At 64.8% G+C, this 16164-nt stretch carries 16 protein-coding genes; 9 read left to right on the top strand and 7 right to left on the bottom strand.

The window, feature by feature from the left end:
- Positions 1-376 precede the first annotated feature (376 nt).
- Positions 377-544, top strand: a complete 168-nt coding sequence (locus M1D44_RS18670; RefSeq protein ID WP_200869051.1) for a DUF6726 family protein — start codon at positions 377-379, stop codon at positions 542-544.
- Between the two features lie 129 nt (positions 545-673).
- Here M1D44_RS18670 and M1D44_RS18665 read toward each other — a convergent pair whose 3' ends face one another.
- Positions 674-1222 carry a GNAT family N-acetyltransferase gene (locus M1D44_RS18665; RefSeq protein ID WP_239498044.1) on the bottom strand — a complete coding sequence of 183 codons (549 nt, stop codon included), beginning with the start codon at positions 1220-1222 and terminating at the stop codon, positions 674-676.
- A gap of 158 nt (positions 1223-1380) precedes the next feature.
- On the opposite strand from M1D44_RS18665, the gene M1D44_RS18660 reads away from it, so the two are divergent.
- Positions 1381-2358 carry a DedA family protein/thiosulfate sulfurtransferase GlpE gene (locus M1D44_RS18660; RefSeq protein ID WP_316853595.1) on the top strand — a complete coding sequence of 326 codons (978 nt, stop codon included), beginning with the start codon at positions 1381-1383 and terminating at the stop codon, positions 2356-2358.
- A gap of 373 nt (positions 2359-2731) precedes the next feature.
- Here the strand turns inward: M1D44_RS18660 and M1D44_RS18655 are convergent, their stop codons facing one another.
- The 6 genes from M1D44_RS18655 to fliF all read right to left on the bottom strand — a co-directional run bounded on the left by M1D44_RS18655 (position 2732) and on the right by fliF (position 9953).
- Positions 2732-4306, bottom strand: coding sequence for a flagellar hook-length control protein FliK (locus tag M1D44_RS18655; RefSeq protein ID WP_316853688.1), 1575 nt, complete (start codon positions 4304-4306; stop codon positions 2732-2734).
- 38 nt (positions 4307-4344) lie between these two features.
- Positions 4345-4809, bottom strand: a complete 465-nt coding sequence (fliJ, locus tag M1D44_RS18650) for a flagellar export protein FliJ (RefSeq protein ID WP_024977626.1) — start codon at positions 4807-4809, stop codon at positions 4345-4347.
- Between the two features lie 108 nt (positions 4810-4917).
- Positions 4918-6366 (bottom strand): flagellar protein export ATPase FliI, encoded by a 1449-nt coding sequence (fliI, locus tag M1D44_RS18645; protein WP_316853594.1) that lies wholly within the window; start codon positions 6364-6366, stop codon positions 4918-4920.
- Entirely contained in the window at positions 6356-7093 is a 738-nt protein-coding gene (gene fliH, locus M1D44_RS18640) for a flagellar assembly protein FliH (protein ID WP_024977624.1), read from the bottom strand. Before fliH ends, fliI begins: the two co-directional genes overlap by 11 nt.
- A gap of 35 nt (positions 7094-7128) precedes the next feature.
- Complete coding sequence (fliG, locus tag M1D44_RS18635; RefSeq protein WP_024977623.1) at positions 7129-8121, bottom strand: flagellar motor switch protein FliG; 993 nt, start codon at positions 8119-8121, stop codon at positions 7129-7131.
- Positions 8118-9953, bottom strand: coding sequence for a flagellar basal-body MS-ring/collar protein FliF (gene fliF, locus M1D44_RS18630; protein ID WP_112187354.1), 1836 nt, complete (start codon positions 9951-9953; stop codon positions 8118-8120). Before fliF ends, fliG begins: the two co-directional genes overlap by 4 nt.
- Before the next feature lie 282 nt (positions 9954-10235).
- On the opposite strand from fliF, the gene fliE reads away from it, so the two are divergent.
- From fliE to M1D44_RS18595, 7 genes are read left to right on the top strand one after another with little or no spacing between them, the layout of a single operon-like run.
- A complete protein-coding gene (gene fliE, locus M1D44_RS18625; protein WP_024977621.1) occupies positions 10236-10577 on the top strand; it encodes a flagellar hook-basal body complex protein FliE in 342 nt (113 codons plus the stop codon).
- Between the two features lie 36 nt (positions 10578-10613).
- Complete coding sequence (locus M1D44_RS18620; RefSeq protein WP_316853593.1) at positions 10614-11723, top strand: glycosyltransferase; 1110 nt, start codon at positions 10614-10616, stop codon at positions 11721-11723.
- Between the two features lie 10 nt (positions 11724-11733).
- The gene (rfbF, locus tag M1D44_RS18615) at positions 11734-12507 is read left to right on the top strand and encodes a glucose-1-phosphate cytidylyltransferase (protein WP_024977619.1); all 774 of its coding nucleotides are present in this window, start codon (positions 11734-11736) and stop codon (positions 12505-12507) included.
- A complete protein-coding gene (gene rfbG, locus M1D44_RS18610) occupies positions 12492-13598 on the top strand; it encodes a CDP-glucose 4,6-dehydratase (RefSeq protein ID WP_316853592.1) in 1107 nt (368 codons plus the stop codon). Before rfbF ends, rfbG begins: the two co-directional genes overlap by 16 nt.
- Positions 13595-14188 (top strand): dTDP-4-dehydrorhamnose 3,5-epimerase, encoded by a 594-nt coding sequence (gene rfbC / locus M1D44_RS18605; protein ID WP_112187347.1) that lies wholly within the window; start codon positions 13595-13597, stop codon positions 14186-14188. Before rfbG ends, rfbC begins: the two co-directional genes overlap by 4 nt.
- A complete protein-coding gene (locus M1D44_RS18600) occupies positions 14185-15336 on the top strand; it encodes a DegT/DnrJ/EryC1/StrS family aminotransferase (protein WP_316853591.1) in 1152 nt (383 codons plus the stop codon). The genes rfbC and M1D44_RS18600 overlap by 4 nt, the downstream gene beginning before the upstream one ends.
- Positions 15321-16163, top strand: coding sequence for a phytanoyl-CoA dioxygenase family protein (locus M1D44_RS18595; RefSeq protein WP_316853590.1), 843 nt, complete (start codon positions 15321-15323; stop codon positions 16161-16163). Before M1D44_RS18600 ends, M1D44_RS18595 begins: the two co-directional genes overlap by 16 nt.
- Position 16164 lies beyond the last annotated feature (1 nt).

Genomic DNA, 16164 nt, shown 5'->3' with positions numbered 1-16164 from the left:
GGCATTTCCTGGATCTTCTTTTTCGCTGCGGCGCCGCATTCGATGGAGTCATCGTAGGCGAGGCTGTTCAGACAATAAATGTCGCGACAGACAATTTATTGTTGCGATATGTGAAATTACGGGAAAACCCGCATCAACAGTGGATTTGCGGCCTGGAGAAAAGGCTGGCAGGAAAATTTGCGCAAACAAAGAATGTGACTTTTTCACCCAAAGTCAGCGTTGTACGGCTTTCGAACGGATTTTATTGTTGTGCTCTGATGCATCGCATCATGGTTTTGAGACCCGCACAGATTGTCATTTCCCGATACAAACGCGCACAGGTTGGCGAATGACTCTGTGTCACACTGCCCGGCATTCGCTTTCAAACCCACCCACGATGAAACGCCTTCTGCTCGCTGTGTCCTTGCTTGGTGTTGCTCTCCTTTCGGGCTGCGGCGTAGTGGCCGCGCCGTGCCGCGTGGCATCTGCGGGCCTGAAGATGGTGCCGCTGGTCGGGCATGTGGCGGCCGCGCCCACTGACGCCTGCGCCGACATCATCGATTGAGCGCAGTGACCAATAGCCTCTGAATTGGGCTCAAAACTGTGATGCGTTCCGGAGGAGTCAACGCTGGCCTTCTCGACTAATTTGGTTTTTCGCTGAACCTCTTTGATTGGTTCAGCTAGCGCCCTCACCTCACAAGACTCTCTGCATCAGCAAACAATCCAGCCAGCGTCCAAACTTGTAGCCCACCGCCTCCAGCACGCCCACTTCCCGAAACCCGCAGCGCGCGTGCAACTTGGCTGATCCCGGGTTTTCGCGGCCGCCGCCCACCACCGCCACCATCTGCTTGAAACCGCGCGTCTGGCATTCCCGGATGAGCGCCTCCAGCAGCAACGTCCCAACGCCCCGCCCTTGCGCTGCAGTGTCAAGATAGATGGAGTCTTCCACCGTATGGCGATATGCGGGCCGAGCACGATGCGGGCCGGCATACGCGTAGCCGAGCAGCACACCGCCGGCTTCGGCCACAACGTAGGGCATGCCGGCATCCTGCAGTACGTGAAAGCGGCGCGTCATCTCGGCCAGATCGGGGGCGTCGATCTCAAAGCTGGCGGTGCCGGTCTGCACGTGATGTGCGTAGATGCCGACGATGGTCGGCAAATCCGCCACGGTAGCCGGACGAATGGCGATGGCACCAGATTCATGCACGGAAGGGGCAGCGTCGATGGGCATTGCAGAAGACATGGCGACAGGATTCAGAAGCGGTATGAAGCGTTCATTGTCACGCCAATTCCACACGAACCCCATATCACCGAGCGCATTCCGGTGACATGGCTATCGGGCGGCGCCGGAATGCGGTAACTTGGCGGACGCTTTCGCCCCCCCGCCGCGCCCCTCCTGCCATGCATGACCTGTTTCCCCTGATCGCCGAATACGGCGCGTTTGCCGTGTTCCTCAATGTGCTGCTGACGCAAGCCGGTGCACCGCTGCCGGCCGTGCCGACGCTGCTGGTGGCCGGCGCGCTCACGTTCAATGGACCGCTCCACCTGATGGAGCTGGCGCCCGCCGCCGTGTCAGGCGCACTCCTGGGCGACGGCCTGTGGTACTTCGCAGGCAAGCGCTATGGCCGGCACGTCATGGCACTGCTGTGCCGCGTCTCGCTGTCGCCCGATTCCTGTGTACGGCGCACGCGCACGCAGTTCGAACGCTGGGGCGCGCCGATGCTGCTGATTGCGAAGTTCGTTCCGGGTTTGTCGACGGTGTCGTCTGCGCTGCTGGGCACAATGCGCACGCCGTTCAGCACGTTCGCGCTGTACAACCTCGTGGGCTCGGCAGCTTGGGCAACGCTCTGGCTGATGCTGGGCCGCGTGGCGCATGACAGCATCGACCAGGCGCTGCGCCAGCTCGACCAGCTCGGCACGCGTGCCGTACTGCTGATCGCGTTGCTTGCAGCGGTGTATGTGGCAGCGCGCTGGCTGCAGCGCTGGCGCTTCCGCAAAATGCTGGAGATGGCGCGCATTTCGCCCGATGAGCTGCACGCACTCATCGAATCAGGCGCGGCCCCCGTCATCATCGACGTGCGCGCCGACAGCTCGCGCATGCTGCAGCCGCAACGCATTCCGGGGGCGATGCTGTACGACATGTCCGCCAGCCACCGCGCGATCGAGATCGATGGCCCCGACCGCGAGATCATCATCTACTGCGCCTGCCCCAACGAGGCGTCTGCCGTAATGCTGGCGCGCACGCTGATGGGACGTGGCTTCAAGCGCGTGCGTCCGCTGCATGGCGGTATCGATGCGTGGGTGGCACGCGGCTACGGCGTGGAGCACGTGGTGTCGGTCACGCCCGCCACACTGGCAACGGCCGAGGCGGGCGCCTGAGGCTTCTCCACGTAGCGGCTCAACGACGAAGCCCGCACACAAAAACAAAAAGCGCACCTCGCGGTGCGCTCTCCCGTAAGTACGGCAAACATGCGGTGCGCCAGCCCCCCGGCTCGGACACCCCGCATCGGTCCGTGTGCATCCGCCCGTGGACGGATGTGGCGAAATGATCCCCGTTTGATCCCTTCTTCGCCAGTCGGACTTGACCCCCTTGTTATTCATTTGCAACGCTGCCGCATCAAACGTATGCGCGGCGTGCTCGCGTTGTTATTTCCCGTCCTTCTTTCGTTGCCTTGCGGCTGGCCATTTATGCATGGCACTCCTGCGTACTAACGGCCGGCTGGCATCAAACTTTAGGCACCGCCGGTAATCGTCACGCGAATGTATCGATCGCGCCTTCGTGGCTGGAAACACGGCGCGGCGCCACCGTCGACGTATCGGCGCGGTCTTGCGAGCCGCCGCTGCCATAGCGGCTGCCGCTGCCCCCGTTGCCCGAACCGCTGCCTTGGTTTTGCGCCGACGAGCCTTGCGATGCGCTCTGCTGCTGGCTGAAGTCACCCGTGCTGACGGACGTTTGCGCAAGCTGCATCCCGCCTTGCTGCATGGCGTCGCGCAGGCGCGGCATGGCGTCCTGAACGAGTTCGGCCACGGCCTGGTGCTGGCAGACAAAGCTTGCGTTGACGGCGCCGTTGTCCACTTCCAGCTTGACGTGCATGCCGCCCAGCTCGGCCGGGTTCAACTGCAGCTCGGCTGACGATTGGCGATGCACCTGCATGAACGCGAGCTGGCTGGCCATGCTCTGCGGCCATGCAGCATCGCCAAAGGTGGGCAGCGTATGGACTTGCTGCGGCGTGATCGATGCTCCTGCTGCAGCGGTTGTGTTGGCGCCACCCACCGCAAAGGTCGGTGCGGCCATGCCGACGTCGCCATTGGCACGCGACAGCACGCCCTGGAACTGCATACCGTTGCCCTGCGCATTGGCTTGCGTGCCAGCGTTGTCCGTATTGCCGCTGTTACCGCCATTGCTGGCGTGGCTGGTGGCATCGGTCACGGCGGCGGTTGCCGGTTGCGCGACGGTGCTGTGTGCGTTCAGGTCGGTGCGGCGCGGCAGGCCGCGGTCGGCATTGGTGCCCTGTGCAGACGACGTGCTGCCGAGTTGGCGCACGGTGGCCGGCGTGTTGTCGGCAACGGCGCGCGTGCGGGCCATGGTCTGGGCCAGCGTGCCGCTGTCGGGCAGCGCGGTGGCGGGCGGCGTCGGCGTGTTTGCGGCGTTGGCTTTGGCGTCCTTGGCGGCGGGCAATCCGGCTTGGCCGGCTTGTGCCGTCGTGGCCGGGTCAGCGGCGCCCTGCGTCCCGTTGGCTGCAGCATTTGCGGCGGCCAGTGCGGCGGCGTCATTTGCGGACGATTTGCTCGCGACCGGCGTCGTCGCGTCGGCATCGGCGTTGGTATTCGATTGGGCAGCGGGCTGGGCAACCGGTTGTTGCGCAACTGCGGCCTGCTGCGCGGCCTGGCGTGCGGCCTCGATCTGGGCAGCCAGTTGTGCAGCCGGGTCAACCACGGCCTGCTGTGCCGCGGTATCGAGATCCTTGGCTGCAGACTGCGCCGGCTTGGCGCTGGCCGTATCGGCGGTGCTGCTGGCCGGCGTGGTATTGGCCTGCGCCGGCGTGTTGGCATCGGCCGGATTGGCATCCTGATCGTTGCGCGCGGCGCCGTTGCGTGCGACGTCCTTGCGGGCGATATCGGCACGGCGGCCGGCATCGTCGGCGGCGGATTGCGCATCGGCGCGACGGCGCGCGGCGTCCTGGGCCAGTCGGTCCGACAACAGGTTGCCGAAGGTATCGGTGCCCGACGAGGAGGCCTGTGTCTTATCGGCGGCGGCGGTGTTGCCGGCCGACAGCATGGCGCCCAGGTCCTTGGCGGCGGCATTGGGGGTGGCACTCAAGCCCACGTTGACTCCATCTTGCGACTGCGTGTTCGCGTTGGTCTTCAATTGCCGCCCTGCGCCGCACGCATGCGGATCACCTTGGCGGCGTGTTCATCGTTGTCGCGCTGGGCACGGCGTTCTTCGTCCAGGCGCTGCTCTTCAATATGGCGCTGGCGCAGGATGTCGAACGACTGCTCGCGGCGCTGCTTTTCCAGCCAGTTGGCACGGCTCATTGCAAGCTGCTGCTCCAGCGAGTTGATGGTGCCCTTCTGCTGATGCACGGCATTGCCCAGGCGGTCGATAAAGGCCGCGTAGTTGCGCAGGCGCGTGATGTCCATGCCGCCTTCGGCGGTGCTCAGCATCTGCTGGTGGTAGTTGTTGCGGTAGTCGGACAGCAGCGCCAGCTTTTGCGTGGCAGCCTCGCGCGTGTTCATCAGGCGGCCGACTTCCTGCGTGGCTTTCTCGGTGTCCTTCTGGGCCAGTTCCAGCACAGTTTCGAGGCGGAACGGCTTGTTCATGGTGGTCATCGGTAGACCCTCCAGCTTCCCGTTACATCAACCCATCGGACGCAAACCCGGCGGCTTTAGCCTCCGGCTTGCGCAACGCCTGCGGTTTCACAGTGTTAAGCGAGCACATCACGCGAGCACTCCCTGCATCTTCTCCAGCGTGTGCTCGCGGCTTTCGTTTTCGAACATGCCCTGCTGCAGGAACGCTTCCATGTCGGGGTAGCGCGCGATGGCCTGGTCGGTCACCGGGTCGCTGCCACGCGCGTAAGCGCCCACGGCAATCAGGTCTCGGTTGCGCTGGTAGCGGGCATAGAGCTGCTTGAAGCGGCGGGCCGTGTCGAGCTGCTCGCGCGGCACGATGGCCGACATCACGCGGCTGATCGACTGTTCGATATCGATGGCGGGGTAGTGGCCCTGCTCGGCCAGCTTGCGCGAAAGCACGAAGTGACCGTCCAGAATGGCACGCGCCGCATCGGCAATCGGATCCTGCTGGTCATCGCCTTCGGCCAGCACGGTGTAAAACGCGGTGATGGAGCCGCCGCGCCCGTTGGCATCCACCATGCCGTTACCGGCACGCTCGACCAGCGCGGGCAGCTTGGCAAACGCCGAGGGCGGATAGCCCTTCGTGGCCGGCGGCTCTCCGATGGCCAGGGCGATCTCGCGCTGCGCCATGGCATAGCGCGTGAGTGAATCGACGATCAGCAGCACGTTGCAGCCGCGGTCGCGGAAGTACTCGGCAATGGTGTGGGCGTAAGCGGCGCCCTGCAGGCGCATCAATGGCGAGGTGTCGGCCGGCGCGGCCACCACGGCCGAGCGTGCCATGCCTTCGTCGCCAAGAATCTCGTCAATGAATTCCTTCACTTCGCGGCCGCGCTCGCCGATCAGCCCCACCACCACCACGTCGGCTTCGGTGTAGCGGGCCATCATGCCCAGCAACACGCTCTTACCCACGCCGGAGCCGGCGAACAGACCCAGACGCTGGCCCTGGCCGACGGTCAGCAGACCGTTGATGGCGCGCACGCCCACGTCGAGCACATGCTCGATCGGCTTGCGCTTGAGCGGGTTCAGCGGTGCCGGGTTCAATGTGCCCCAGGCCAGGTCTTCATGCGCCCCCAGCGGCCCCTTGCCGTCGAGTGGCTCGCCGTTGGCGTCCACCACACGGCCCAGCAGGCGCGGACCCACGGGCAGGAACTTGCTGTGTGAAATCGTCGGGTTGGCGCCGTCTTCGCTGGTCACCGGCAGGCGTTGCGGCTCCAGCGGAAACACGCGCGCGCCGGGCACCACGCCCACCAGATCGGTTTGCGGCATCAGGAAGGCGCGCTCTTCGGCAAAGCCCACCACTTCGGCCAGCACGTGCCGGCCGTGCGGCAGTTCCACGCGACAGGCGCTGCCCACCGGTAGCTTCAGGCCCACGGCTTCCATGACCAGGCCGGCCACACGCGTGAGCTTGCCGCATGTCACCACCGGGCGTGCCAGACGCGCACGCAGCGCGGTCTGCTGCAGGTGGGTTTGCCACATGCGCACGTTGGGGTTGTTGGCGGTGTTCTGCGCTGCCGGCTGCATGGTCTCAAGCGACATGGAGTGCGCCCCCTGCCACGCGTTCGGCTTCCGCGCGCTCGCTGGCAAGCCATGCCGTATCGCGGCCCAGCGCGCGGGTCAGTTCGGCCCAGCGGGTTTGCAGCGTGGCATCGGTTTCGCCAAAGCGGGTCTGCACGCGGCAGCCGCCGCGCTCGATGGCCGCATCGACGATGAGCGTCCAGCCGGCGGCGGCCAGCTCAGTGCCCAGCATCTGGCGGATCAGCTCTGCATCATCGGCATGCACGCGCAGCATGGCGGGCGCCGGTGCGGTGGGCGCGTCGCCCAGCACTTCGCGAATCAGCGGCAGGATGCGTTCGGGCTGCGCATGCAGCGCGCCGCGCAGAAACTGCTGCGCCAATTGCAGCGCCAGATCGACCAGCTCTTCGGCAACGCTGCCGTTCAGTTGGTCGATCGCATCGCGCACGGATTGCATCAGCGTGGCGATGTGCTTTGAGTCTTCCTCACCCTGGCGGCGGCCTTGTTCAAAGCCATCCTGAAAGCCTTGCGCAAAGCCATCGCGGCGGCCTTCGTCGCGAGCGGTGGCAAGCTCCGCGTCAAGCGCGGCCTGCCATTCCTCTTCGGAAATCGGCGGCTCTTCAGGCTCGGGCGGCGGCGGGGGCGGCGCGGCTGCAGCGGCGGCCAGCGCTGCCTGTCGCTCGAAGTCGGTCGGCTCCCACGGCTGGCAGTTGACCAGCGTATCGCGCGGGATGATCGGCGGGCGCGGCATCTCAGCGCTCCGTCACAACATGGCAACCAGTGCGGTCAGACATAAGCGTCCTCCGCCTTGCGGCCGATCGTGATCTCGCCTTCGTCGGCCAGGCGGCGCGCAACGACCAGGATTTCCTTTTGTTGCGCTTCGACTTCCGACACCTTGACCGGGCCGAGCACTTCCAGCTCTTCCTTGAGCATCGTGCCGGCACGCTGCGACATGTTGGCGAACACCTTGTCGCGGAACTCCTGCTTGGCGCCCTTGAGGGCCACCACCAGAACGTCCTGGCTGATCTCACGCAGCAGCGTCTGCAGCGCACGGCCGTCCAGATCGATCAGGTTGTCGAACACAAACATCTTCTCGACGATGGCGTCGGCCAGTTCCGGATCGCGCGAGCGCACGCCTTCGATGACGGAGCTTTCCACGGCGCTCGGCACCAGGTTGAGGATTTCCGCTGCCGTGAGCACGCCGCCCATCGCGTTCTTCTTGCGATGGTCGTTGCCTTGCAGCAGCTTGGTCAGCACGTCGTTCAGCTCACGCAGGGCGCTGGGCTGGATGCCGTCGAGCGTGGCGATACGCAGGATGGTGTCGTTGCGCAGGCGCTCGGTGAAATAGGTCAGGATTTCCGATGCCTGATCGCGATCCAGGTGCACCAGGATCGTGGCGATGATCTGCGGGTGTTCGTTGCGGATCAGCTCCGCCACCGACGATGCATCCATCCACTTGAGGCCTTCAATGCCGCTGGTGTCACCGCCCGACAGAATGCGGTCGATGATGTTGGCGGCGCGGTCGTCGCCCAGTGCCTTGCGGAAGACGGTGCGGATGTACTCGTTGGAATCCACGTCCAGCGGCAGGTCTTCGGCTTCGATGAAGAACGCGTCAAAGGCGTCCAGCACACGCTCGCGCGACACGTTCTTCAGCGCGGCCATGGTGGCGCCCAGCTTCTGCACTTCGCGCGGGCCCAGGTGCTTGAGCACTTCGGCGGCTTCGCTTTCGCCCAGCGACATCATGAGGATGGCGCTGCGTTGGAGTCCTTCGGCGCTCATTCGTTACTCACCCATTGTTTGATGACGGCCGCGACTGCGCGCGGATTGCTCTGCGCCACGCGGCGCATGGTCTCGAGCTTCTTCTCGAAGTCGTTGTTCTTGAGTTGCGGCAGCGCGTCCGGCATATCTTCGGAATCGGCGCCGGCAGCCGCCGGGCCTTCCAGCTCAGGCCCGGCCGAAGCCGCGGCACCGGTGATGATCGGAGCGTTCGGATCTTCGCCTTCACGGCCGACGAAGGTGGGCGTGGCTGCCTCGGCCTTCTTGCCCATCGAGCGGATCGCCGGGCGGATCACAGCGAACACCAGGATCAGGAAGCCGATTGCCAGCGCCAGATACTTGGCGGCCTGGATGGCGTACTGGATCATCTCCGGCTGCTTCCACAGCGGCAGGTCGTCCTTGGCCATCGGCAGCGTGCCAGAGAATTGGCTGTTGACCACGTTCACGGAGTCGCCGCGCTTGGCGTCAAAACCCACGGCATCCTTGACCAGCGCGTTGAGATTGGCCATCTCGGCTTGCGACAACGGCTTCCAGGTCTTGCCGTCGCCACGGTAGTTGACCACCACGGCCACCGACAGGCGGCGCACGGTGCCCACTGCGGCGCGGGTGCGGCGCACGGTCTTGTCGACTTCGTAATTGGTCGTGGTGTCGCGGGTGCTCGACGAATTGCCGCTGGTTGCGGTACCGCTCGTGTTGGCAGCCGCCGCTTGTTGCGGTTGACCATTCGGGCCGGTTGCGGCCGGTTGCGACGCCGAGGCCGGAGCCGGTGCGGTCGGCAACATGCGCGGTGCGGTTGGCGGTTGGTTGGACAGCGCACCGGGCACGCCGCCCTGTGCGTCGGCCTTGTTCTGCGTGGCTTCAGCGGTGTGCGTGCTGCGCACGGCTGCGTTGGCCGGGTCCTGGTTCGGACGATACGTCTCGGCCATCTGCTCGGTGTTGTCCAGATCGACGTCGGCCGTCACCTGCGCACGCACGTTGTCTTCGCCCACCACGGGGCCCAGGATGGCTTCGATACGCTTGATATAACCCTGCTCGACGTCGCGCACGTAGCTCAGTTGCGTCGGGTCGAGGCCCGAGGCGGTGTCCTGGAACGACGACGACAGCAGGCGGCCCGATTGGTCGACCACCGTCACGTTGGCCAGCGGCAGGTTCGGCACGCTGCTCGACACCAGGTGGCCAATGGCCTGCACCTGCGAGCGGTCAAGCATGCGGCCCGGATACAGCTTGAGCAGCACCGACGCGCTGGGCTTGGCCTGCTCACGCACGAACACCGACGGCTTGGTCATGGCCAGATGCACGCGGGCGGACTGCACCTCCTGCATGGCCTGGATGGTGCGGGCCAGCTCGCCTTCCAGGGCGCGCTGGTAATTGACTTGCTCGGCAAACTGGCTGGTGCCGAATTTCTGGTTCTCCATCAGCTCGAAACCGGCTTGGCCACCCTTGGGCAGACCTTGCGAAGCGAGCTTCAGACGGGCTTCATGCACGCTCGTCTCGGGCACCATGATGGCGGTGCCGCCTTCGGCAAAGCGATACGGCACGTTCATTTGCTGCAGCGCAGCGATGATCGCCCCACCGTCGCTGTCGGACACATTGCTGTACAGGACGCGGTAGTCCGGCGCACGGCTCCACAGCATCGCGGCGGCAATGACGGCCACCAGCGCGGCACCGCCGATCATCATCAGCAGACGCGGCGACAGACGGCCGAGCGGGCCCAGGGCGCCCAGCGCACCTGCACCTCCCGCTTTCTGACGCGTCATCGCGCCCTGGCCCACCGCCGGCATATCCACCGTACCGAGCGTGTCGGCGACAGCAACCGAATCGGCTGTCGTTGGCATCCCAAATCTCCTGACTGACTACGTTGCTTGAGCGCTCACCCAATGTCTGGGCATGGCTCCGTGGTTGCCATTATCGGCAGTGGGTGCGCAAGCAAATCGGCAAGAAGAGGGCCTTTTCCCGTTCTTTTGGGCGCTTGGGAACCGCGGGCGGGCGGCTACCTTTGCATCACCGTGGCGCCATAGCGACCAACCGGCCGGGGCGGAAAGCCCTCAAGAAAGCCGGCCCAGGCAGCTAAGCAACGGCGCCGCAAGCAAGACAGAGCAAAGAGGAGCTTTCTTCACATGGATATTACAAACGCCAATTCAGTGGTCTCGCTGATGAACAGCGTGCTGGCACCGTCCAGCACGGTGGGCGGCATTGGCGCGGGCGGCGCGGCCTCTGGCGACGGCGCCAAGGTCAGCGTTGACTTCGGCGCGGTGCTCAAGTCGTCGCTGGACCGGGTCGACGCGTCGCAGCAGAAGGCTGAATCCGTTTCGCGCAGCTTCGAAATGGGCAACAACGACGTGGATCTGCACGACGTGATGCTCTCGCTGCAGAAAGCCAACATCGACATGCAGACCGCGGTGCAGGTGCGCAACAAGTTCGTCTCGGCGTACCAGAGCATCATGAGCATGTCGATCTGACGTCACTTTTTCTAGGCTTCTTTTTCTTCGCGCCGCATGTCCAAACACGCTAAACACCGCGCCAAGCCCGCCCGGGGCAGTCTTGCGCTGGTCGTCATCGCCCGCGACGAGGCCGCCTGCATCGAACGCTGCCTGATGAGCGCCAAGCGGCACGTCGATCGCATGATCGTGCTGGATACCGGCTCGACCGACGACACCGTGGCGATTGCCAAGGCGTGCGGTGCCCAGGTGCACCATTTCACGTGGGTGGATGATTTTTCCGCCGCCCGCAATGCCGCGCTGGACGCCGCCAATGCGGACTGGAACCTCGTGCTGGACGCCGACGAATGGATTGAAAGCGGCACGGACGAGCTGCGCGACGCCTGCACCTTCGGCCCGTTGCTGGGCGTGGTGTGCATCCGCAGCGGGTTTGAAGTCTCGGGCAAGGTGGAGCAATCCAACAGCTGGATCGCGCGCCTGCTGCCGCGCGGCGTGCGCTACAAGGGCCGTATCCACGAGCAGCCCGATGCCGACCTGCAACGGGTGCGCCTGCCGCTGGTGATCGGCCACGACGGCTACCTGGACGTCAAGCTCGACAAGAAGCGCGGACGCAACCACACCCTGCTGCAGCTGGAGCTGGCCGCGCGCCCGGACGATCCGTACGTGCTCTACCAGCTCGGCAAGGATTTCCAGATCAACCAGGGCGACGCCGCCCAGGCCGCAACGCATTACCGGCGCGCCGTGGCGACGGCACCCAAGCAGTCGCCCTATCGGCACGACCTGTGTATCTGCCTGCTGGCCTGCCTGAGCCAGACCGGGCAACTGGACGAGGCCATCACCCTTGCCGGTGAGTGGATGGACGAATGGTCCGGCTCGCCAGACTACTTCTACCTGCTCGGCCACCTGATGTTTGAAGCCGCCGCAAAACACCCGGCCGAGGCCGAGAAACAGTGGCTGCCGATGGCGGAAAACGCCTTCCTCAAGTGCCTGGAGATTGGCGAGCAGCCCAAGCTGGACGCCGCCGTGTTCGGGCGCGGCAGCTTTGCCGCCGCAAAGTACCTGGCGCTGACCTACCGCGCCCTGGCCGACACGCTGGCCATCAAGTCGAACCAATATTCCGACCTCGCGCGGCAGATGCAGGAACGCAGCGCAGCCGCCGCCGCATGAGCACGCAATCATGAAGACAGTCATCCTGGCCGGGGGCCTCGGCACGCGCATCAGCGAGGAATCTCACCTGCGGCCCAAGCCGATGATCGAGATTGGTGGCCGCCCGATCCTGTGGCACATCATGAAGATCTATGCCGCCCACGGCATCAACGATTTCATCATCTGCCTCGGCTACAAGGGCTACGTGATCAAGGAGTACTTCGCCAACTACTTCCTGCACATGTCGGACGTGACGTTCGATATGTCGAAGAACGAAGTGACTGTGCACGAACGCCACGCCGAGCCCTGGCGCGTCACGCTGGTCGACACGGGCGAGCAATCGCAGACCGGCGGGCGCCTGAAGCGCGTGGCCGCCTATCTGGACCCGAACGAGCCGTTCTGCTTCACCTACGGCGACGGCGTGTCCGACATCGACATCACCAGCAAGATCGCCTTCCACCGCGAGCACGGCAAGATGGCCACCGTGACGGCCGTGCAGCCGCCTGGCCGCTACGGCATGCTCCAGCGCGACGGCGCACGCGTGACCGGCTTTACTGAAAAGCCGCCCGGCGACGGCGGCAGCTGGATCAACGGCGGCTTCTTCGTGCTCAATCCGTCGGTGATCGAATACATCGCAACCGAAGACACGCCGTGGGAAGGCGCGCCAATGGCACGCCTGGCCGAGATGGGCGAACTGAACACGTTCGAGCACCACGGCTTCTGGCAGCCGATGGACACGCTGCGCGACAAGAACAGTCTGGAAGCCCTTTGGCAAGCGGGGAGTGCACCGTGGAAAAAGTGGTGACGCTCGACCCGCGCGCGTGGGCTGGCAAGCGCGTCTTTCTGACCGGGCATACCGGTTTCAAGGGCAGCTGGCTTGCGCTGTGGCTGCGCCAGCTTGGCGCCGAAGTGTACGGCTACAGCCTGGCCCCGGAAACAACGCCGAATCTGTTCACGGCTGCTGACGTGGAACCTGCATTGGCCGGTCACACGCTGGCGGATATCCGCGATGCGGACGCCCTGCGTACCGCGATGACAGCAGCGCGGCCCGATGTGGTGTTCCATCTCGCGGCGCAACCGCTCGTGCGCGCGTCGTACAACGACCCGGCCGGCACCTATGCCACCAATGTGATGGGTACGGTGAACGTGCTGGAGGCCGCGCGCGGCTGCACGAACCTGGCTGCCATCGTGGTGGCCACCACCGACAAGTGCTACGACAACCGCGAGTGGGCCTGGGGCTATCGCGAGACCGATGCGCTCGGCGGCCATGACCCGTACAGCGCATCGAAGGCCTGCGCCGAACTGGTCGCCGCAAGCTACCGGCGTGCCTTCTTCGCCAACGGCCCGCTGCTGGCCACGGGCCGCGCAGGCAATGTGATCGGCGGCGGCGACTGGTCGGAAGACCGGCTCATCCCCGATGCCGAGCGCGCGATGCGTGCCGGTACCCCGCTGATCATCCGCTCGCCGCACGCTACGCGGCCGTGGCAGCACGTTCTGGATTGCCTGCATGGTTACCTGGTGCTCGCGCAACGGCTGCTGGCCGGTGACGCAGCCTGCGCCACCGCCTGGAATTTCGGCCCGGACAGCGCCGCCACGCGCACGGTCGAACAGGTCTTGCAAGGCTTGCAACATCATTGGCCCGCGCTGATCTGGCAACTGGACGCCAATGCCGCCACCGGCAAGCACGAGGCCGGCATGCTGCATCTCGACGCCAGCCGGGCACGCCAGCAGCTAGGCTGGCAGACGGCGTGGCCGTTCGAGACCGCGCTGGAACAGACCGCCGCGTGGTATCGGCATCTGCATGAAAAGACGGCGAGCGCACGCGCGCTCTGTGACCAGCAGATCGACCGCTTCACCGCCGTCGCGTCTGCTGCCACATCCAGGAGCGCCGCATGAGCCGTTTCACCATCCAACCGACACCTCTGGCCGGCGTGGTTGAAATCACCCGCAAGGTCATGGGTGACCATCGCGGGTACTTCACCCGCTTCTTCTGTGCAGAGGAACTGGCCGCCGCCGGCTTCGACAGCCCGGTCGCGCAAATCAACCATTCCTATTCGGCCAAGCGCGGCACCGTGCGCGGTCTGCACTTTCAATACCCGCCGCATGCCGAGATCAAACTCGTGAGCTGCGTGCGTGGCCGTGTGTTCGATGTGGCCGTTGACCTGCGTGCGGGTTCGCCAACGTTCCTGCAATGGCATGCGGTGGAGTTGTCAGCCGAACGCCACAACAGCCTGCTGGTGCCGCGCGGGTTCGCCCACGGCTTCCAGGCGCTGGAAGACGATTGCGAGTTGCTGTATCTGACCTCGACGCCATACGCGCAAGCCGCCGAAGACGGGCTCAACCCGACCGACAGCCGCTTAGGCATCGCCTGGCCGCTCGACATTACCGAATGCTCCGACCGGGACCGCAACCATCCGCCGCTGACCGACGCGTTTGCGGGCATCACGTTGCGGGCCCTGAATCCTGAACTGCAGGAACAGCCATGACCCAGAAGATTCTGTACTCCAAGCCGTCGATCACCGAGCTGGAAGTCGAATACGCCACCGACGCCGCACGCAACGGCTGGGGCGACCAGTGCTACGCCTACATCAACCGCTTTGAAAAGCAGTTTGCCGAGTTTGTCGGCACGCAATACGCCATTGCCACATCAAGCTGCACGGGTGCCATGCACATGGGCCTGGCAGCCCTCGGCATCGGCGCCGGCGATGAGGTGATCCTGGCCGACACCAACTGGATCGCTACGGCATCGCCCATCACTTACGTGGGCGCCACGCCGGTGTTTGTCGACATCCTGCCGGACACATGGTGCCTGGACCCGGTGCTCGTGGAAGCGGCCATTACGCCGCGCACGAAAGCGATCATCGCCACGCACCTCTACGGCAACCTGTGCGAGATGGACCGCCTGCTGGACATCGGCAAGCGCCACGGCATTCCTGTTATCGAAGACGCAGCCGAAGCCATTGGCTCGCGCTGGCACGGGCATGCAACGGGCGCGCAAGGCATCTTCGGCACGTTCTCGTTTCATGGCACCAAGACCATGACGACGGGCGAAGGCGGCATGTTCGTCACGAACGACCGCGCGCTGTACGACCGCGTGATGACGTTGAACAACCATGGCCGCGTGCCGGGCGGCAAACAATTCTGGTCTGACTTCATCGGTTTCAAGTACCGCATTTCCAACGTGCAGGCCGCCATCGGCTGCGCGCAGCTCGAGCGCATCGATGCACTGGTTGCACGTAAGCGCGAGATCTTTGCCGAGTATCAGGCGCACCTTGGCAGCGTTGCCGGCCTTGCACTGAACCCCGAAGCACCCGGCACGCTCAACAGCTACTGGATGCCCACCGTGGTGTTTGACGAAGCGCTGGGCATTACGCGCGATGGCCTGCTGGCCGCGTTCTCGCGCCGCGGCATCGATGCACGCGTGTTCTTCTATCCGCTGAGCGAGACCGAGTTGTTCGGCACGTCTGCCGCCACTGCACGCCACAACGCGCCCAACAGCTACGCGATTGCCAAGCGCGCCATCAACCTGCCGTCGTATCACGACATGTCGAGCGAGAACATCGAGACGGTGTGCAACGTGGTGCTCGATCTCGTGCGCGAACATCAGGAGAAGCTGGCATGCCTGGCATCCTGAGCCCCGATCAGATCGAGACCTTCCAGCGTGACGGCCTGCTGATCCTGCGCGACTTTTACGCGCCGTCGCAGGTGGAGCCGATTCAGCGAGCGATCTACGACATCATCGGTCTGGTGATCGACAAATACCGTCTCGACATCGAGCGCGCACCGTTTGCGCCGGAACGATTCGACGACGGTTATCAGGCCGTCATCCAAGCCAATCGCAAATACGGCGCCGAGGTGTACGACGCCGTCAAGCAGATCCCCGCGTTTGTCCGCCTGCTGGGCGACGAGCGCCATGAGCAGCTCGTTCGGATCGCGCGTCCCGGCGCACTGCCGGGCATTGCGCACGCTGGCTCCGGCATCCGCATCGACAACCCGCGTGAAGAGAAATTTCGCGCCAACTGGCATCAGGAATATCCCGCCCAGTTGCGCAGCCTTGACGGCGTGGTGTTCTGGAGCCCGCTGGTGGAGATCACGCCCGAGATCGGGCCAGTGGAGTTCTGCCCCGGCTCGCACGTAGAAGGCCCGCTGCCCGTCTTCAGCGCGGACCCGGACAACGCCGGCAAGCAAGGCGCCTATGCATTGCTGATCAAGGACGAGGCGAGCTACCTCGCGCGCTATCCGCATGTGCAACCGCTGACCAAGCCGGGCGATCTGGTGATGGTCGACTTCCTGGTGCTGCACGCCTCCGGCCACAACACGAGCCAGCGCTCGCGCTGGTCGATGCAGTTCCGCTACTTCAATTTCTGCGAGCCGACCGGGCGCTCGCACGGTTGGAAGGGCTCGTACGCCAATGGCGTCGACTTCCGTACCGTTCACCCCGAACTCTCCGTGGAAGCCTGAC

The organism is Ralstonia sp. SA306 (assembly GCF_054792405.1).
This window is presented reverse-complemented; position numbering and strand designations above follow the sequence as displayed.

Coding starts and splice junctions, on each gene's coding strand:
- M1D44_RS18670 (WP_200869051.1), top strand. CDS start 377: ATGAAACGCCTTCTGCTCGCTGTGTCCTTGCTTGGTGTTGCTCTCCTT.
- M1D44_RS18665 (WP_239498044.1), bottom strand. CDS start 1,222: ATGTCTTCTGCAATGCCCATCGACGCTGCCCCTTCCGTGCATGAATCT.
- M1D44_RS18660 (WP_316853595.1), top strand. CDS start 1,381: ATGCATGACCTGTTTCCCCTGATCGCCGAATACGGCGCGTTTGCCGTG.
- fliJ (WP_024977626.1), bottom strand. CDS start 4,809: ATGACCACCATGAACAAGCCGTTCCGCCTCGAAACTGTGCTGGAACTG.
- fliI (WP_316853594.1), bottom strand. CDS start 6,366: ATGTCGCTTGAGACCATGCAGCCGGCAGCGCAGAACACCGCCAACAAC.
- fliH (WP_024977624.1), bottom strand. CDS start 7,093: ATGCCGCGCCCGCCGATCATCCCGCGCGATACGCTGGTCAACTGCCAG.
- fliG (WP_024977623.1), bottom strand. CDS start 8,121: ATGAGCGCCGAAGGACTCCAACGCAGCGCCATCCTCATGATGTCGCTG.
- fliF (WP_112187354.1), bottom strand. CDS start 9,953: ATGCCAACGACAGCCGATTCGGTTGCTGTCGCCGACACGCTCGGTACG.
- fliE (WP_024977621.1), top strand. CDS start 10,236: ATGGATATTACAAACGCCAATTCAGTGGTCTCGCTGATGAACAGCGTG.
- M1D44_RS18620 (WP_316853593.1), top strand. CDS start 10,614: ATGTCCAAACACGCTAAACACCGCGCCAAGCCCGCCCGGGGCAGTCTT.
- rfbF (WP_024977619.1), top strand. CDS start 11,734: ATGAAGACAGTCATCCTGGCCGGGGGCCTCGGCACGCGCATCAGCGAG.
- rfbC (WP_112187347.1), top strand. CDS start 13,595: ATGAGCCGTTTCACCATCCAACCGACACCTCTGGCCGGCGTGGTTGAA.
- M1D44_RS18600 (WP_316853591.1), top strand. CDS start 14,185: ATGACCCAGAAGATTCTGTACTCCAAGCCGTCGATCACCGAGCTGGAA.
- M1D44_RS18595 (WP_316853590.1), top strand. CDS start 15,321: ATGCCTGGCATCCTGAGCCCCGATCAGATCGAGACCTTCCAGCGTGAC.